The sequence below is a fragment of the Limosilactobacillus sp. genome, assembly GCF_040772465.1.
GTDB lineage: Bacteria > Bacillota > Bacilli > Lactobacillales > Lactobacillaceae > Limosilactobacillus.
Window position 1 is genome coordinate 1 of sequence record NZ_JAXGYB010000010.1, and the last position, 17,991, is coordinate 17,991.

At 43.8% G+C, this 17,991-nt stretch carries 13 protein-coding genes and 1 tRNA gene; all 14 read left to right on the forward strand.

Translation table 11 applies throughout. From position 1 onward, the window contains the following. The first annotated feature begins 329 nt into the window (after positions 1–329). The 14 genes from AB3114_RS08270 to AB3114_RS08335 all read left to right on the forward strand — a co-directional run bounded on the left by AB3114_RS08270 (position 330) and on the right by AB3114_RS08335 (position 17,987). A complete protein-coding gene (locus AB3114_RS08270) occupies positions 330–2,672 on the forward strand; it encodes a hypothetical protein (RefSeq protein ID WP_367342771.1) in 2,343 nt (780 codons plus the stop codon). A 522-nt stretch (positions 2,673–3,194) separates the two neighbouring features. Further along, positions 3,195–4,205: an aspartate--ammonia ligase gene (gene asnA / locus AB3114_RS08275; protein WP_367342772.1), complete on the forward strand. Its 1,011-nt coding sequence runs from the start codon at positions 3,195–3,197 to the stop codon at positions 4,203–4,205. 341 nt (positions 4,206–4,546) lie between these two features. Then, positions 4,547–6,046: a peptide MFS transporter gene (locus AB3114_RS08280; protein WP_367342773.1), complete on the forward strand. Its 1,500-nt coding sequence runs from the start codon at positions 4,547–4,549 to the stop codon at positions 6,044–6,046. A gap of 507 nt (positions 6,047–6,553) precedes the next feature. Continuing rightward, positions 6,554–7,663, forward strand: a complete 1,110-nt coding sequence (ald, locus tag AB3114_RS08285) for an alanine dehydrogenase (RefSeq protein ID WP_367342774.1) — start codon at positions 6,554–6,556, stop codon at positions 7,661–7,663. A gap of 25 nt (positions 7,664–7,688) precedes the next feature. Further along, positions 7,689–8,750 (forward strand): bifunctional threonine ammonia-lyase/L-serine ammonia-lyase TdcB, encoded by a 1,062-nt coding sequence (tdcB, locus tag AB3114_RS08290; RefSeq protein ID WP_367342775.1) that lies wholly within the window; start codon positions 7,689–7,691, stop codon positions 8,748–8,750. A 25-nt stretch (positions 8,751–8,775) separates the two neighbouring features. After that, positions 8,776–10,671, forward strand: coding sequence for an OPT/YSL family transporter (locus tag AB3114_RS08295; RefSeq protein ID WP_367342776.1), 1,896 nt, complete (start codon positions 8,776–8,778; stop codon positions 10,669–10,671). A 17-nt stretch (positions 10,672–10,688) separates the two neighbouring features. Continuing rightward, positions 10,689–11,051: a PqqD family peptide modification chaperone gene (locus AB3114_RS08300; RefSeq protein ID WP_367342777.1), complete on the forward strand. Its 363-nt coding sequence runs from the start codon at positions 10,689–10,691 to the stop codon at positions 11,049–11,051. Between the two features lie 51 nt (positions 11,052–11,102). Next, positions 11,103–12,530 carry a C69 family dipeptidase gene (locus tag AB3114_RS08305; protein WP_367342778.1) on the forward strand — a complete coding sequence of 476 codons (1,428 nt, stop codon included), beginning with the start codon at positions 11,103–11,105 and terminating at the stop codon, positions 12,528–12,530. A gap of 92 nt (positions 12,531–12,622) precedes the next feature. Next, positions 12,623–13,288, forward strand: coding sequence for an L-serine ammonia-lyase, iron-sulfur-dependent subunit beta (sdaAB, locus tag AB3114_RS08310; protein ID WP_367342779.1), 666 nt, complete (start codon positions 12,623–12,625; stop codon positions 13,286–13,288). Positions 13,289–13,303: 15 nt separating this feature from the next. Then, positions 13,304–14,167, forward strand: coding sequence for an L-serine ammonia-lyase, iron-sulfur-dependent, subunit alpha (gene sdaAA, locus AB3114_RS08315; protein WP_367342780.1), 864 nt, complete (start codon positions 13,304–13,306; stop codon positions 14,165–14,167). 20 nt (positions 14,168–14,187) lie between these two features. Further along, positions 14,188–15,804, forward strand: coding sequence for a bifunctional aspartate transaminase/aspartate 4-decarboxylase (locus AB3114_RS08320; RefSeq protein ID WP_367342781.1), 1,617 nt, complete (start codon positions 14,188–14,190; stop codon positions 15,802–15,804). 3 nt (positions 15,805–15,807) lie between these two features. Further along, entirely contained in the window at positions 15,808–16,665 is an 858-nt protein-coding gene (locus AB3114_RS08325) for a YitT family protein (protein WP_367342782.1), read from the forward strand. Positions 16,666–16,782: 117 nt separating this feature from the next. Continuing rightward, positions 16,783–17,829, forward strand: a complete 1,047-nt coding sequence (locus tag AB3114_RS08330) for a serine hydrolase domain-containing protein (RefSeq protein WP_367342783.1) — start codon at positions 16,783–16,785, stop codon at positions 17,827–17,829. Between the two features lie 75 nt (positions 17,830–17,904). Beyond that, positions 17,905–17,987: transfer RNA gene (locus tag AB3114_RS08335), tRNA-Tyr, on the forward strand. The last annotated feature ends 4 nt before the right edge of the window (positions 17,988–17,991 follow it).

A 17,991-nucleotide genomic window follows, 5' to 3' on the forward strand; every position in this document is an offset into this window, starting at 1 on the left:
TTACTAATTTAAACAGTACTTTTAAGTACTAGTACCTTAATAAGGTGGTCTATACTCAAAAGCCATAATATCGGCATCCCCAGGGTCTAAAAATTATTTTCATCTACTAGGATAAAAATATTTATAAATAAAAAGCAAACTTTAAGCACTGATAAGCCCGATTGCAAATTTAGCGTTTGCTATTCCCATGCATATTTTGGCTTGGTAAAGTACACGTGAATTTACGGGGGACAAATTAATAAATAGCAATTTTGCATGAAATTCAATTTTTGAAATCTGGGGTTGAGTTTGAAGATTATCAACCTGAGTTTGACATGGGGGTCAAAAAAATGAAGAGTGCAAAGTTAGTTTTAACAACAGCATTAGCTGCAACCGCAGTTCTGGGAATTAATGCTACGCAAGTTCATGCAGCAACGGTTCAATCTAATGGTAACCAAGCTACTACGTGGCGTTCTGAGAGCAATGCCTTATTAAGTTCTTACAACCAGGCTGTTTCTCAAGCTGATCAACAAGCTGCTAATGCACGTAATACTGTTGAAAACTCTTATACTAACTCTGTTAAGCAACAAGAACAGAGTAACCAGAATAATTACAGCAATCAGCTGACTTCTAACCAGCAGAATTACACACAGGCTACTAATACTTATAACCAAAAAGTTCAACAAATTAATAGCAACGTTTCTGCTTCAGTTGTTAAGCCAGCTACCGTAATTCCTGCAAACCAACTGCAGGACACTTCTAATGGGCGTCACATGTTAGCTAAGTCTTCTAGTGATAGTGCTTATGCTAACCCTGACTTTGGTAAGTTGAACGTTGAAGAATGGGAAGACGTTTTTGTACACCACAATGATGGCACTGCCGATGACATTGTTAATACGGCTGCTAACCGCCCAACTAGTTTAGATCAATTACCACTGACTTTTGAACCAGGCATGTTGGTTTACGATCCAGCAAATGATCATTCTGAAGCCGTTGACTTCAACAATGGTTTATCTGACAGCCAAAAAGAAGTTCTTGAAGATCTGGCTATTAACTGGGTCGACCAGTACCGTCAAAATGTTTACAACAACTACCGCAGTTACTACTATGCAGCACTGCACAACAGCAATGCTCCACGTCCGCAGCGTCTGATTAAGACTGCTGGTGGCGAATCAATCGGTAACATTTTACTGAAGATGCGTGAAGATGGTCAGTTGTCAGCTAATACTCACACGACGGACAATCTGAACACACAGAATATCGCTGAAGGCAATACTGGTCGAAACACTGCTCGTTATAACGAATTCCACAATGCCGAAAATACTTACTTTGGTTTGTACAACGGCAACGGTATTGATTGGAACTACTTGAAACAACAGGGTATCACCCAATCTGGCCGTACTTGGATGGAAGACCTTTACCAGATCCAAGGTTATCATTCAACGATGTTGGCTTACGCCATCAGTCTTTACGATTCACTGCAGGGTATGCTTTATGGTGAATTGTACAGCAACAACATTAATGCTAGTCGGACTGCTGGTGGTCACGCCACTAACACTTTGAGTCCATACCTCCGTGTGATCACGGTTCGGTTCCAAAAGGAAAACAGCCACTTCTTCTCACACCGTGATGGTCACCCTAACATGTCTGGCCTTGACTACGCCTACATTATTGATGGTTGGGGCTTTGTTAACATGACTAACATGAGCGCTGATCGTCTGTACCAGACAACTACTAACGTTAACAACGCTACTGGTTCTCGGATGTACGGTGGCAATGCTGAATCACTTGGCATCGTTAACAGCATCTACGGCGCACAACACAACGTTTCTGGTAGTGCTGCAGCACAACGTAAGACCAACCTGGCTAGTGCCGAAGCTGCTTTGAATACCGCCAAGAATAATGGCGCTTCACTGTTAAACCAAATTGTTAGTGTTAACAATAACCAATTGCTTCAATTGACTTCTTCACACGGTCGTAAGTTGCAAGCCATCAACGTCAACTTACAGGATGAATTGAAGAAGTTGCAACAAAACTACTGGGACGCCTTAAGTGCTCTTAACAGTGGCAATACTGCTAAGTTGAACCAACTGAAGAGTCAGCGTTCACAGATCTTGGCCCAAGCTGCTTCAGCTAATACTAAGATCATTAACAGTTCTGACATTGAGTCAACGTTGAAGCAAATTGGCCTGAACGTACCAATGGCAAGCACCGATGAAGGTGACAACACAGTTAAGGCTAATGAAGCCGCTACTGTTGTTGCAATGCCAAAGGAAATTCAACAACTCGTTAAGCACCAAATCGTTCTCGCTGCTGTTAATGGGACTAACAACAGCCTCAACTTTGGGAAAACTGTTGTTGATCTTCCTGCCGCTGGTCGTCAAGCCGTAAGTGGCATGGAAAAAGTAGCTAAGGACAGCTTCCAGGACAGCAAGTCAGATAACGGGACATCTGCTTCTGTCATGAGCACTGTTGCTGTTGGGGCAGCACAAGTTGCCAAAGCTACTGATGCTAGCGTGGCCATGGGAAGCCAGGCTAGTGCCTTAGTTCAAAACACTAAGAAACAGGTTTCACAATCTGCTGCACCTGTTGCAAGTCAACAAAGCAGCAAGCACGGCATCGCAGCCGTGATCGCATCCTTCGGAATGGTGTTAGCTATGCTCGGTTCAGCAGTATTAGACCGCAAGTTCTAATCAGAGAACCACTCAACGGTGGTGTCGTCGGGGGACAGACAACTACCGCAATGAATACTCTTCAAAATGGTTTGACCCCAATTTTATAATCTTCACAAAAAGCAGCTGTCTAGGGAAAGCAGCTGCTTTTTTGTATAAAATTTTAAAAGGTCCTTGCATTTTATGAAAAGCAGTGTAGAATAATAGTCAATAATTAAAAGACGATGAGAAAGCAGAGTAAGGTTTCTAATTCGCACAGGGAGCTGAGGTTAGTGAGAACTCAGCAGACACTGGAGATCTGAATAACCCTTTCCCGGGCCGCAATCCCAAATGCTTTGCAGAGTAGGATTCGCCGTCACCGGAACGTTACTACCGGAGAGTATGATAGTACTCATAATGAAGTTGGTCTGCTTAGTGCAGGCAACTAGGGTGGTACCGCGAAGTCCTTCGTCCCTATTGTGGTGGACGAAGGGCTTTTTCTTTTGCCTCCGTCCACGGTTGTAGTTGTCGATTAGATTGGTATTAATAAAAGGAGAAATGGTTATGAGTTTGATTTTACCTAAAGATTATGATCCACGTCTTTCAGTTCGTGACACGGAACGTGCAATTCGTTACATTCGGGAAACTTTCCAGGATGAGATTGGTAAGGAATTAAACCTGCAACGGATGTCTGCACCGATGTTTCTACCAAAGAGTACTGGTCTGAACGACAACTTGAACGGTGTTGAAACCCCAGTTTCCTTTACGATGAAGGACATGCCTGGTGAAACGATCGAAGTTGTTCACTCCCTGGCCAAGTGGAAGCGTTACGCCCTCAAGCGTTACGGCTTTAAGATGCATGAAGGTCTCTACACTAACATGAACGCCATCCGGAAAGATGAAACGCTGGATAACTTCCACTCCGTTTATGTTGACCAATGGGACTGGGAAAAGATTATTGCTAAGGAAGAACGGACACCGGAAACTTTACACAAGGTTGTTCGCAAGATCTTTAAAGTGATTAAGCACATGGAACATGAAGTTTGGTACAAGTTCCCAGAAGCTGTTTACCACTTGCCGGATGACATTCACTTTGTTACTACCCAGGAACTGGAAGACAAGTACCCAGACCTGGAACCAATGCAACGTGAAGAAAAGGAATCTAAGAAGTGGGGCGCAATCTTCGTTGAAAAGATCGGTGCTCCTCTGAAGCGTAGTGGTAAGCCACATGATGGCCGGGCACCTGACTACGATGACTGGGAACTGAACGGTGACATCGTCTTCTGGTACGAACCACTGCAAACCCGTCTGGAAATTTCAAGTATGGGTATCCGGGTTGACGAAGACGCAATGCGTCGTCAACTGAAGGCAGCTGGTTGTGAAGACCGTGCTAAGCTGCCATTCCACAAGATGCTGCTGGAAGGCAAACTGCCATACACCATTGGTGGTGGGATTGGTCAATCACGGCTGTGCATGCTGTTACTTGGCAAGGCTCACGTTGGTGAAGTTCAAGCTAGTGTATGGCCACAGGATATGATCGACAAGTGCGAAGCTGACAACATCCACTTGCTGTAATATTAATGAATTTGAATGAGATTGAGAAAGTTGCAAGCTTTCTCAGTCTTTTTTATTTTTAAATGATATTTTTTAATTTAATTGCTGGCAATCTTAAGATAATTACTGGAGTGAATTAAGAAAAAATAAGCGTTTACAGCTTGTAATGATGGAATAATTAAGACAGAATGTTGCAGATTTCGTCAGCTATTCTCATCTGTTACTCATTGTTATTTGAGCTTTTTCTTAATTTTTAGTATAATATTCTACGTATTTATTTTGGATTGTTACTCAGGTGGGCACATTTGTTTTAACAATCATACTTGTAACTTATTATTTTTATAGAAGGGTTTTGAATTAGCTTGGGGAAAGAAAAAAACCTAGACACGGCCTTCTTCGGACAACCACGGGGTCTGTCTACTCTGTTCTTCACTGAAATGTGGGAACGTTTTAGTTACTACGGGATGCGTGCTATCCTGCTGTTCTACATGTACTATGCAGTTAGCAAGGGTGGCTTAGGATTTGACCAATCGACCGCTGCTTCTATCATGTCGATTTACGGATCCATGGTTTTCCTGTCTGGTGTTGTCGGCGGTTGGCTGGCTGACCGGGTATGGGGTAGTCGCAAGACCGTTTTCTACGGTGGTGTGCTGATCATGTTTGGGCACATCGCCCTTTCATTGCCACTCGGTCGGGCAGCGTTGTATGTCTCAATTGCCTTGATCGTTACCGGGACTGGTTTGCTAAAGCCTAACGTTTCGTCGATGGTTGGTGACCTTTATTCAGAAGGCGATAACCGGCGGGACTCTGGTTTCTCAATGTTTGTCTTTGGTGTCAACTTGGGTGCCGCTGTGGCTCCATGGGCCGTTCCGTGGGCAGCTGGTGGCTTTGGCTTCCACGCTTTCGGCAGCACGATGAACTTCCACGCTGGTTTCTCATTGGCTGCTATCGGGATGTTCTTCGGTTTGCTCCAGTACACGATCGATGGTCGGAAGTACTTGAGCCAAGACAGCCTTTATCCTGAAGACCCGATCGACAAGGATGCACTTCATAAAGTGACACTCTGGACGATTATTGCTGTCATCGCAGTCGTTGTCATCCTCGCATTGATGGGTGTGATGGGTAACCTCAACATTAACAACATCATCAGCTTGATCACGGTCATTGCTATTGCATTGCCGATCATCTACTTTATCATGATGTTAAATTCCAAGAAGGTTACCAAGATCGAACATTCACGTGTTCTGGCATACATTCCGCTCTTCATTGCTGCCGCTGTGTTCTGGGGTATTGAAGAGTCCGGTTCTGTTGTGCTCGCTCTGTTCGCTCAGAAACGAACCATCTTGCATGTCGGAGGATGGCACTTTGCTGCTGCTAACTTCCAAACGTTGAACCCGCTGTTCATCATGATCCTGACACCATGCTTTGTTTGGCTGTGGGATCACTGGAAGAAACAGCCGACTTCGCCAAGCAAGTTTGCTGCCGGTTTGATTTTCGCTGGCTTCTCGTATGCTTGGATGGCTTTGCCAGGAATTATTCATGGCACAACCACTGGCCGCGTCAGTCCGTTATGGCTGGTTGGGTCGTGGTTCCTGTGTGAAATCGGTGAAATGCTGATCTCACCGATTGGCCTTTCAGTTACTACTAAACTGGCTCCTGATGCCTTTAAGTCACAAATGCTTAGTATGTGGTTCTTGGCTGACGCCGCCGGCCAAGCGGTCAATGCACAAATTGTTAAGCTTTACAGCGCTAATACTGAAATTCAGTACTTCCTGGCAATCGGGGTTGTCTCCGTTGTCTGCGGGGTAATCCTCTTTGGCTTGTCTAGGAAGATTAGTTCGTTGATGAAAGGCGTCAATTAAATAATCATTAGTATGAACACCCAGTTGTTTATCGGCATTTTTTGGGGATGCTGGTAAATAACTGGGTGTTTTTATTAGTGCAAAATGATAGCTACTTAGCGAATACTAATTTGTAAGATTGCTAAATTTGATAAAAAGTGAACAGAATCCCCATTATACTGGCATTTAACGCGATTTTTGTATGATTTATGCGCAAAAAAGGCATACGGGCGCTAATTAGAAGTTCCTCTTTAAAATTCGATTAATTTGATAAAAAACAGAGTAAAAACGATTAAAAAAATACTAGAAAATTAGTAAGCACTTGATTGCTTTTCCGTAAAATATATTATTCACAATTATTAATAAAAGCATTTACTTTTGATATATCAGTTTTAATGGTAAATATTTATTTATATTATTTTGATTAAACTTTAATTTTGTGAAATTGATTCTTGTATGCGCTTACGTTATATTGAAGATGCCCGGGTGAGATAAACAAAGCACAGTTAAAGCGAGGCGTGATTAACGATGAAAGTCGGAATCGTAAAAGAACATAAAGCTGGGGAAGGCCGTGTCGCTGCTACACCTGCTAATGTAAAAAAGTTAATTGATGCTGGTACTCAAGTAATGGTTGAGGACCAAGCCGGTACTGGATCAGGTTTTGAAAATTCAGCATACGAGGCTGTTGGCGCTAAGATTGTCAGCCATGAACAAGCATGGGATGCAGATTTAGTGGTCAAGGTAAAGGAACCTGAACCAGAAGAATACAAATACTTTAAGAAAGGACAGGCTATTTGGGGCTTCCAACACTTAGCTTCTACTCCTGAAACGGTTAAGGCAATGGAGAAAGCTGGAGTGACTGCCATTGGTGGTGAAACCATTGTGGCTAATGGTCAACTGGCTTTGCTGAAGCCAATGAGTGCAATCGCTGGTCGGCGTTCAGTAATCATGGGTGCCTACTACTTGGAATCCCAACATGGTGGCGAAGGAATTTTACTGCCAGGTACACCGGAAGTTGCAGCTGGTAAGGTTGTCTTCTTTGGCGGTGGCAATGCTGCTGTCAATGGTGCTGAACTGGCACTTGCTATGGGTTGTGAAGTTTCAATCATTGAATTGAAACAAGAACGGATTGATTGGCTGAAGGCCCACTTCCAAGGTCAACGTTTCAAGGCAATCAACTCAACGCCAGAAAACCTAGCAGCCGAAATTAAGACGGCCGATGTCTTTATTTCAACGATTCTGATTCCTGGTGCTCGTCCACCGAAGTTAGTCACAGAAGACATGGTTAAGAGTATGAAGAAGGGCAGTGTTCTGATTGACGTTGCCATTGACCAAGGTGGAACTGTTGAAACCATTGATCATCCAACAACAATTGAAGATCCTGTCTTCACTAAGTACGGAGTTATTCACTACGCCGTTCCGAACCAGCCTGGTGCTGTTCCACGGACTGCAACGGTGGCACTGTCTAACGGCAATATCAAGTACTTGATGGAAATTGCTCATAGTGGCCTTGATGATGCCATTAAGTTAGACGAAGCTTTGGCTAGTGGAATTAATATTTACCATGGTCAAGTTGTTAATGAAGGTTTAGCAAAGTCTGTAAATAGTGACTATCACAAACTCAACGATTTGCTTTAAGGATAGTCAGAAAAGAGGGTAGATTATGCTGAAGCAATTAACTCCAAGTGAAACCAAAACATCTTCTTCTCAATCATCTAACTTCATCACCTTACGTGATGCGGTTGAAGCTGCTCACTACATTCACCAGGAAGGTGGACGTATTACTCCACTCCTGCAATCCATGTTCTTGAGCCGGACGGTTACACATGGCAATGTTTTCCTGAAACTGGAAAACATGCAGCTAACGGGATCATTTAAATTCCGTGGAGCATTTAACAAGATTATCCACTTAAGTGATGAACAGAAGAAACGCGGTGTTATTACCGCTAGTGCTGGTAACCATGCTCAAGGTGTTGCCTTAACATCAAAGTTGTTAGGTATCGATGCTACCGTGGTAATGCCGAAGGGTGCGCCGATTGCTAAGCAACGTGCTACATCTGGCTATGGCGCTAAGGTAGTGCTTCATGGCGACACTTTTGATGAATCACGTGCATTTATGGAGCAAAAGGCTGCAGACGAAGGCCTGACCATTGTAGATCCATATAATGACCAAGATGTTATTGCTGGCCAGGGGAGCATTGGGATCGAAATCATCCGTCAGTTATGGGATGTTGATACAGTCATTGTTCCTGTTGGCGGTGGCGGATTGATCTCAGGGATTGCTGCCGTTCTGAAGAGTTATAACCCATCAATTCACATCGTTGGTGTTCAATCTGAAAATGTTCACGGTATGACGGCTTCGTTGAAGGCTGGCAAGATTACCACCCAAAGTGATGGTAAGACGCTGGCTGATGGGACAGCCGTTGCTACCCCTGGCAGCATTACTTTCCAGTATGCAGAACACTTTGTTGATGACATGGTATTAGTGTCTGAAGAAGAAATTGCCAGAGCAATGAAGGACTTGATGCAACGGACTAAGATCATTGCTGAAGGTGCCGGTGCATTGCCAACGGCTGCTTTGGAATCACACAAGATTGATGAAAAGTGGCTGAAAGGTAAAAAGATCGTTGCTCTGGTCTCTGGGGGGAATGTTGATCTTGAACAAGTGGCTGATAATATTAACCACTTCTTCGCCAATGACCCCGATGGGGAATTCCTCGGCTAATAATTAGTGATGAGGAGGATTATCTATGAAAAACGCTGCTTCTAAAGCTGCGGACAAAAACAATTACAAACCATACGTTACTGATAGTACTAAAAAAGGTGGCGGTGGCGTAATTCTTGTGATGGGTGCTATTTTAGCCACCATCTTTGCCGCCTCGACTGCATATTCTGGGATGAAAGCCGGACTGACCGTTGCGGCTGGTATTCCTGGATCAATTATCGGGGCCGGGCTTGTCGCAGCTTTCGCCAAAAGTAAAGGAATTTTAGGCAAGAACATTTTGCAAGGGATGAGTTCCGGTGGTGAATCCATTGCTAGTGGGATGATTTACGTGCTGCCAGCAATCATCATTATCGGTGGCAAGATTAATTTCTTAGCCGGTATTATCGTCGGATCATTAGCTGTTCTCTTTGCAATTGGGATTGCTAGTCTAGTTCAGAATTATTTAGTTGTTCAAGAGCACGGTAAGTTAATTTACCCAGAAGCTGTTGCTATCAACGACGCTTTAGTCACCAGTGAATCTGGTGGTGACTCACTGAAATACATGGGTATTGGTTTTGCAGTCGGTGGTATTATCACCATGCTGACGACCCAATTCTTCAGCTTGGTTAACAGCACCATCAATTACGTTGGTAATGCTAATTATCGTTGGAAATGGTCAACTGAAGTCAACCCAATGCTTGCCGGTATCGGATTCGTGATTGGTATGCAGGCCGCGCTGACGATGTTTGCCGGTACTTTCCTGGCTAACTTCGGGATTACACCGCTGCTTTGCTACTTTACCCACATTGCTGGTTCTGGCGTTCATGTTTGGAACGACACCACAATGATGGTTAAGACGATGAATGTTGATGCCGTCGCTGGTGCCTACACCAAGTACATTGGTGCCGGAATGATGCTTTGCGGTGGTATTGTTGGCGCTATTAAGCTGATTCCAGTTATCGGTACTTCTATCAAGCAAACGATGAATGCTAAGGATGACGGTGCCAAGAGTCGTCTCGGTGTTATCTGCCTGTTAATTGCAATCATCGCAATCTTCTTCGTTGGTTTCTTTATCTCTGGTAACATCCTGATGGCTATCATTGGCGGGATCTTATCACTGGTATTAGCACTGCTGTTCGTCATCGTTTCTGCCCGGATGGCCGGGACGATCGGTTGTTCTAACAACCCTGTTTCAGGGATGACGATTGCTAGTTTGGTTATCATGACGCTCTTCTTTGCCATCTTTGGCTGGAAGTCTAATGCACAGACCCAAATTCTTCTGATGTTTGGTGTCTTCATCGTGACTGCCATCTCAGTTGGTGCTGCTTATGTTCAAACGCAAAAAGTTAACTACTTGATTGGTGGTAACAAGAACGAAGTTTCACGTTACTTCCTGATTGCCGCAATTATCGGTGTTATCGTCGTTGTCGGGACGACTGTTATCCTTGAACCACAACTGAAGATTCAAGGCTCTAACCCGCCATTTGGTTTGCCACAAGCTAACCTGATCGCAACGTTGACTGGTGGTATCCTTTCTGGCAACTTGCCATGGATCATGATCATTGTGGGTATTGTCATGGGGCTTGTTTGCCAGATGCTTGGTCTGTCAATCATGACTGTAGCACTTGGCTTCTATCTGCCAATGTCAACCACGACTGTTATTTTGATCGGTGCTTTGATGAAGTTCTTCATTGAAAAAGTTACTAAGGACAAGGATCTTCGCAAGACACGTGTTTCTCAAGGTATCTCACTTTCAACCGGTTTGATTTGTGGTGGTTCTATCTTAGGCCTGGTCGGTATCATTCTTCATGTTACCGGCGTACTGCACGACCGCACTTTGTCAGGATTCGCAGCCGGCAATGGTGTTGCCTTCATCCTCTTAATCGTGATGATTGTTGGTACAATTTGGCCACTGTTAACCATTAAGAAAGCTAATAAGTAGAAGAAAGGAGCATAACAATGAAAAAGGCGGGTGATGTTTATACGGAAGATGACTTAAAGAACATGGTATACCGGAAGAACTATCAATTGCAGTTTAAGAAGAAAAAAGGGATTGTGACTATTATTCGGCCACAAAACCATCCGATCCAAAACTTCTTTCGTAAATATTTGCACTTTCACATTCCTCAAAATACTTATTTGGAATTAGACCAGTATGGGAGCTTCGTCTTTTCCAAAGTCAATGGCAAACGTAGTGTGTACCAAATTGGACGTGAACTGGCCCAAGAATTTCCGGAAGCGGATAAGTACCGCTACACACGTTTATTAATGTACTTAAATCAAATCTCCAATAACGATCACTTAATTGAAAAAGTGAAATAACAATTGCTTAGTCAAAATAAAATGACAGGATAAATTCAAGGAGGAAATATCATGATTGACCGTTTAGAAAAATCTGCATGTACTTCAATGATGGTTGGTAAGAATGCTTCTACTGATGGTTCAACCTACATTTCACGTAACGAAGACCGGCTAGTCGCTATTCACCCAAAGCGCTTCACTGTTATGCCAGCTGTTAGTGGCCGTCACGAAACCTATGTTTCAGCTTACAACAAACTGACTGTGCCGCTTCCAGAATCCGGCTACCGTTACACTTCCACTCCTGATGCTCACCAGGACAAAGGACCTAACGAAGAAGATGGCTTCAACGAAAAGAACGTTGGTGAATCTGCTACCGAAAGTGTTTACGCTAATTCTCGTGTCTTAGCATTTGACCCATTTGTTAAGAATGGTCTGGCAGAAGATTCCATGACTACGCTGGTATTGCCATACATTGACAGTGCACGTGATGGTGTTCGTTACCTTGGTGAACTTGTTAAGAAATATGGTTCTGCTGAAGGTAACGGTGTTCAATTCAACGACAAAGATGAAGTATGGTACATGGAAATCGTTACGGGTCATATGTGGGTAGCCGTTCGGATTCCTGACGACTGCTATGCAGTTGCTGCTAACCAAGTAGCCATTGAAGACATTGACTTCAACGACCCTGACAACTACATGTGGGCTGATGGCATTCAAGAATTTGTTGAAGAACACCATCTGAACCCAGACAAAGATCGTTGGGACTTCCGTCACATCTTTGGTACTAACACCGAAAAGGACCACCACTACAACACTCCACGTGTTTGGTTTGCTCAACGTTACCTGAACCCAGAAATTGAACAGCACCCAGAAGACACGGAAATGCCATTTATTCGGAAGGCTAACCGGAAGATCGGTGTTGAAGACATCCAATACATTCTGAAGTCACACTACAACGAGACTAAGTACGATCCACTGGGTGGCGGTAACGACCACGACCGTAAGACCTACCGTGCTATCTCATTGTCACGGACTGCTCAATCACACATTCTTCAAATGCGTGACTCTGACAAGTTAGGCGATGCCGGTGTTCAATGGATTGAATTCGGTGTTCCAAGCTTCTGCCCACACGTACCATTCTTTACCAACGCTAACGCAACTGATAAATCATACAGCGAGTTCCCAGACAAGATGGACCTGAGTTCCGCTTACTGGCTGTATGAAGCATTAGCAGAAGTTGTTGAAGGCCACTATGCAGACTTCATCGAAGAAGATGAAGCTTACCAAAAGGACCTCAACGAATGGGCAATGCGGATGATTGACAAAGTTGACAAAGAAACTAAGGACATGAGTGGGGACCAGTTAACAGACTACTTAACTGAGCAAAACCACAAGATTGCTGAACACTACAACAAGGCAACGAAGGATCTTCTCTTCAAACTGATGACTGAAGGCACTGATCTTTCTAACTTAACCTTCAAGATGGATCCAAACCTGTAAGATCCTGAGTAGTGAATGAAGCAAAAATAAACCGCTAGTTCTTCGTGGACTGAGCGGTTTATTTTATCGACTGTTTTGGAGAGGCTTTTCTCATGAAAGATTTAAAATTTAAAAGCATTTTTGACATCATCGGTCCAGTAATGGTTGGCCCTAGTTCATCTCATACGGCTGGTGCCGCCAAAATTGGGAAAATTGCACGAAAATTATTTGGCGAAGAGCCATCTGACGTGCGTGTCCATCTTTACGGATCATTTGCCAAAACCTACCGTGGACACGGGACGGACTTAGCTATCCTAGGTGGAGTACTGGGGATGACTCCAGATAACGTGGATTTAGCACATTCATTGAAGACAGCTAAACGTAAACACATTAAAGTCACCTTCATTCCGAGCAGCGAAGAAGTGCCATACCCTAATACCACCAAAATTGAATTGATCAAGGATGATCACCACCTGTCAGTGACTGGCGAATCCATTGGCGGTGGCAACATTCACATTAGTAAGATCGACGATTTTAAGGTTAACTTAACTCCCGGAACTAACACTTATGTGATTATTCAACATGATATTCCGGGAATGGTTGCTTCAGTGTCACGGATGTTTAGCCAAAACAACATTAACATTGCGACAATGACCGTCAGCCGTTCTGGTCAAGGAGATAAGGCCTTGATGATCATTGAAGTGGATGACATTCATAAAGGGATGGCCAGTCAATTGCGGTCCTTCCCAGGTGTTATCAGTGTTAATTACTTTGATTGATTGGGGGATTAGAGCATGTTTTATTCAGTAAAAGACCTAGTTCAGCAAGCCTCCAAGGAAAAATCTCTGGCTGAATTGATGCTGAAAGTTGAACAAGAAAACACGGACAGAGACCGTGACGAAATCCTCAAGATTCTCGAACGGGATTTGACTGTGATGAAGCACTCGGTTGCTGAAGGAATCAAAGGGGTTAAATCTGTCACTGGTTTGAGTGGCTTTGATGCTAAACGGATGGATACTTATTTGGCGGCTAAGCATGGCATATCGGGAACTCCTGTTTTAAAGGCGGTTCGTAACGCAATTGCAGTTAACGAAGTCAATGCCAAAATGGGCATTATTTGTGCAACCCCAACTGCTGGCTCAGCAGGTGTGTTGGCTGGCACTTTGGTGGCAGTTACTGATGAATTGTCCTTGAATCACCAGGACCAGCTGGACTACCTACTTGATGCCGGTGCCTTTGGCCTTGTGATTGCTAATAATGCTGGCATCGCAGGTGCTGAAGGTGGATGCCAAGAAGAAGTCGGTACTGCCAGTGCAATGGCAGCTGCTGCGATCGTATTAGCAGCTGGGGGAACAGTTGAACAGGCTAGTGCAGCTGTCGCCATCGATTTGCAGAATATCATGGGGCTCGTCTGTGATCCAGTTGCAGGCTTAGTAGAAGTTCCTTGCGTTAAGCGCAATGCCATGGGTGCTAGCCAGGCAATGGTATCGGCCGATATGGCTTTATCAGGAATGACTAGCATTATTCCAACTGATGAAGTAATCGAAGCTATGAGAAAAGTTGGCTTACGGATGCCACTCGCCTTTCGTGAAACAGCTGAAGGTGGTTTAGCAGCCACACCAACAGGTCGAAAACTACAACGGAAAATTTTTAAATAATCAATAGGTAGGTGATGATGATGGAGCGGCAACAAGAAATTGAGTTGGAACAGTTTGGTGCGTTTGAAGTCGGAAAGAGAATGTTGACTTTAGCGCATCACCATCACCATAATCAACGCATTTTGAATGCTGGTCGTGGTAATCCTAATTGGATCAATACTAAGGCTCGTTTAGCCATGGCAAGACTCATAGAGTTTGGCGTTCAGGAATCCAACCGAACAATTTGCAATGGTGATATGGGTGGCTACGTCGAACAGAATGGGATCGGTCAAAGACTGCGTCGATTTATGAATCCCCAGCAGAGTGCTGATCATTTCCTTCTCCAGTCTCTAGATTTTGTCGGTGATCACTTTGGAATGGACGAAGACGATTTTGTTGCTGAAATGGTCAATGGTGTGATCGGCAACAACTATCCAAATCCTAACCGTGTTCTTAAAAATACGGAGATTTTACTAAACCAGTACCTGCAAAATACTTTGTATCACGAACACCATTTAGCTAACCAAACCGATCTTTTCCCGACGGAAGGCGGTTCAGCAGCTATTGACTATATTTTCCACTCATTAGTGGAAAATGACTTGATTCAATCAGGGGATAAGATTGCCATTAACACGCCAATTTTTACGCCATATTTGGAAATTCCACGGCTCAATGATTACCAGCTAGTGGAGATGAATTTGCGTTCTGAGCGTGATAATAATTGGCAGATCGATGCCAAAGAATTGGCTAAACTGAACGATCCAAGCATCAAAGCACTATTTATTGTCAACCCGACTAATCCTGCTTCACATGCTTTTGATCCTGCCGCTCTTGAAGCCATTCGCCAAGCAGTCAAACGTAACCCTAAATTGATGATCATCACTGATGACGTCTACGGACCATTCGTCAAGGATTTTCAATCTATTTATGGCATTGCACCACACAACACTTTGTTGGTTTACTCATTCTCAAAACTATACGGAGCCACGGGATGTCGCTTAGGTTTGATTGCTGTCAATAAACATAACGTGTTTGACAAGCTCATTAGTGAGTTGCCGGATAAGGATAAGAAGCGCCTGCAAGAACGCTACAGCATCGTTACGATGGATCCTGACCACTTCTCATTCATTGACCGAATGGTGGCTGATAGCCGGTCCGTTGGGCTTTACCATACGGCAGGCCTTTCCACGCCTCAACAAATTCAAGAGGTGCTCTTTGCCCTGACAGACTTACTCGGCAATGGGGTACACGACGATTACATTCAACGCGCACGTAAGTTAGTTAGCCAACGCGCTAAGGATTTACATGCTGGCCTCGGTGACAAAACAGATGATCATGATCGTGTAGGGGATGCAAAGTATTATTCACTGATCAACCTCTATTCACTAGCTGAAAAGCGTTTTGGTCATCCGTTCCGTCAATACTTAGAAGATCACTTTGAACGAATTGATTTCTTAGTTCAGTTAGCCGAAGAAAATGGCGTTGTCCTGATGGATGGTGTCGGCTTTGGTAGCCGCCCTGGTGAAATTCGAATTTCTAACGCTAATTTGCCGACTGAGGATTATCGTTTGGTTGGAAAACAGGTCTGCAAATTACTAGATAAGTACTATCACCGCTTTTTAAAACAAAAGCAAGCACACCATTTAGGGAGTGATTAAATGATGACCCAATCTAAATGGTTCACCGCTGTTAAGAGGACAGCAATCGCGATTCTCTTTGGCATACTTGGTGCTATTGCGATTAATATTTTTCTGGTAAATGCTCATTGTTATACTTCAGGGATTACGGGAATTGCCCAAGTCATCCAGTCTATTCTGGCTACTAATGGTTTCAACGTGAGCCTAAGTTTATTGATGGTGATTTTGAATGCACCACTATACCTATTTGGTTTCTGTGTTTTTGGCCTGCAATACATTGGTTTTTCATTGCTGACCCTTGTTTCTAACGTGATTTTCCTGCAAATCATTCCACAAGTGGCTTTTGTGAAAGATCCTTTAACCAACACCATTCTGGGTGGTTTGATGTTTGGAATTGGCGTTGGCCTTTGCTTCAACAATGGTTTTACCACGGGTGGAACGGATATCATTGTCACTTATTGTCAAACCCGTTTTCACCGAAAAGTTGGCTTTATTAACAACATTGTCAATGGTGGAATTCTGTTGGCTTCATTGATCTTTTTTGGCCCTTCTAAGATCATCTACAGTGCTATCAGTATTGTTGTGACAAGTTGCGTCATTGACTATGTCTTCACCCTACAACACGACATCAGCGTAACTATCTTTAGCAAGCATCCTGAAAAAATTATTGATGATTTGAAGGATTTTACACATGGAGCAACAATTCTCAACGGAACTGGTATTTACACGAAAGAACCGACAACAGTTATATTGGTAATAGCTCAGTTGCCTCAGCTAAAATACTTGGAACATCTGGTTAAACGAGCTGATCCCCAATCATTTGTTTGTGTATCTAATACGACTGCTGCCGAAGGTGAATATAACCGTTCCCTATTCCAATAATTATTTAAAAATTGGTAATGTTGGACGATGAACGTCGCGATTGAATTCTGATCGCGGCGTTTTGTTGTATCATCGATAAAGTTGCACCGAGGGCTGATTTAATGGGAGGTGTAGTCAATGCGAAAGAAAATATGGATAATGCTATTGAGCTTGGTGATATCTTTGTCAGCATTGACAACAGCACCACAAGCCAGTACTCAGCAAAATAATCAACGCAAACTACGAATTGCCAGACGAATTAAACATGATCTCCAGATGGCGGATGCTAATGCGATTGTGATGGTTTCATCCCAATCTGGAGATGCGCATCCGATGACTGTCCGCAACCAAGCGCTGACAGTACATCATCAAGACCAGTTAATTGCGCCACACCGTCTGTATCCTATTGCATCGCTGCAGAAAGTGTTCACTGGATTAATAGTTCAGCGACTAGTCAAAGAGCAACGCTTGGGTCTTCAGACACGTCTGGATCGTTACTATCCGGCCGTCCCTTATGCTAAGCAGATTACAATCGAGCGGTTGATGACCCACACTAGTGGCTGTGCAGACATTAAATCGGTGCGGCGCCATTACTTACCCACAGAAGCAGACCAGATGCACTATGTGCTTCACCACGTGCGTATCAGGGATAGCTTTAACTGGCATTACTCCAACGCTGATTTTGCATTTCTTTCAAGCATCATCGCCCAGATTGAGGGCAAGACGTATCATCAGGTTGTTAGGCAGCAATTGTGGCAGCCATTAGGCCTTCACATGAAGTTTTATGATGAAGTGACACCTAGCCAGGTGGTTCAACCAGTTAACCCGGTTTTACGTAAGTGGGGCACCATTCGTGATGATATGGGTGCGGCACCAGGCAGTGCGGAAGTGCTCAGCTCACCTGTGGACTATTGGAAATTCATCAACTGGCTGAGTGACGGGTCTAATCCGCCGCTGGCTGATCTGATGCGCCATACTCATCAACTGGTGCCTTATTATGGGGGTATTTATAACCGTCATGGATTAGTTCACGCTAACGGTTATGTCGATGGGTATTGCTGCACGTTTTATGTTTACCATCATGAGCGAATGCTGCTGATGACAGATAATGTCAGTTTTTTGCATGCTGGTGAGTTAGGCAACCGAATTTTCCACGAAGTCTTCGAAAAAAATCAACTTCGCTAAAAAATTCAAATTTACCCTTGCATTTTTAGTGCAGGGTCGGTATTATACTAATTGTGGTTATTATTTAATCGCCATGGAGGGGTAGCGAAGTCTGGCTAAACGCGATGGACCGTAAATCCATTCCTTCGGGTTCGGTGGTTCGAATCCACTCCCCTCCATTTC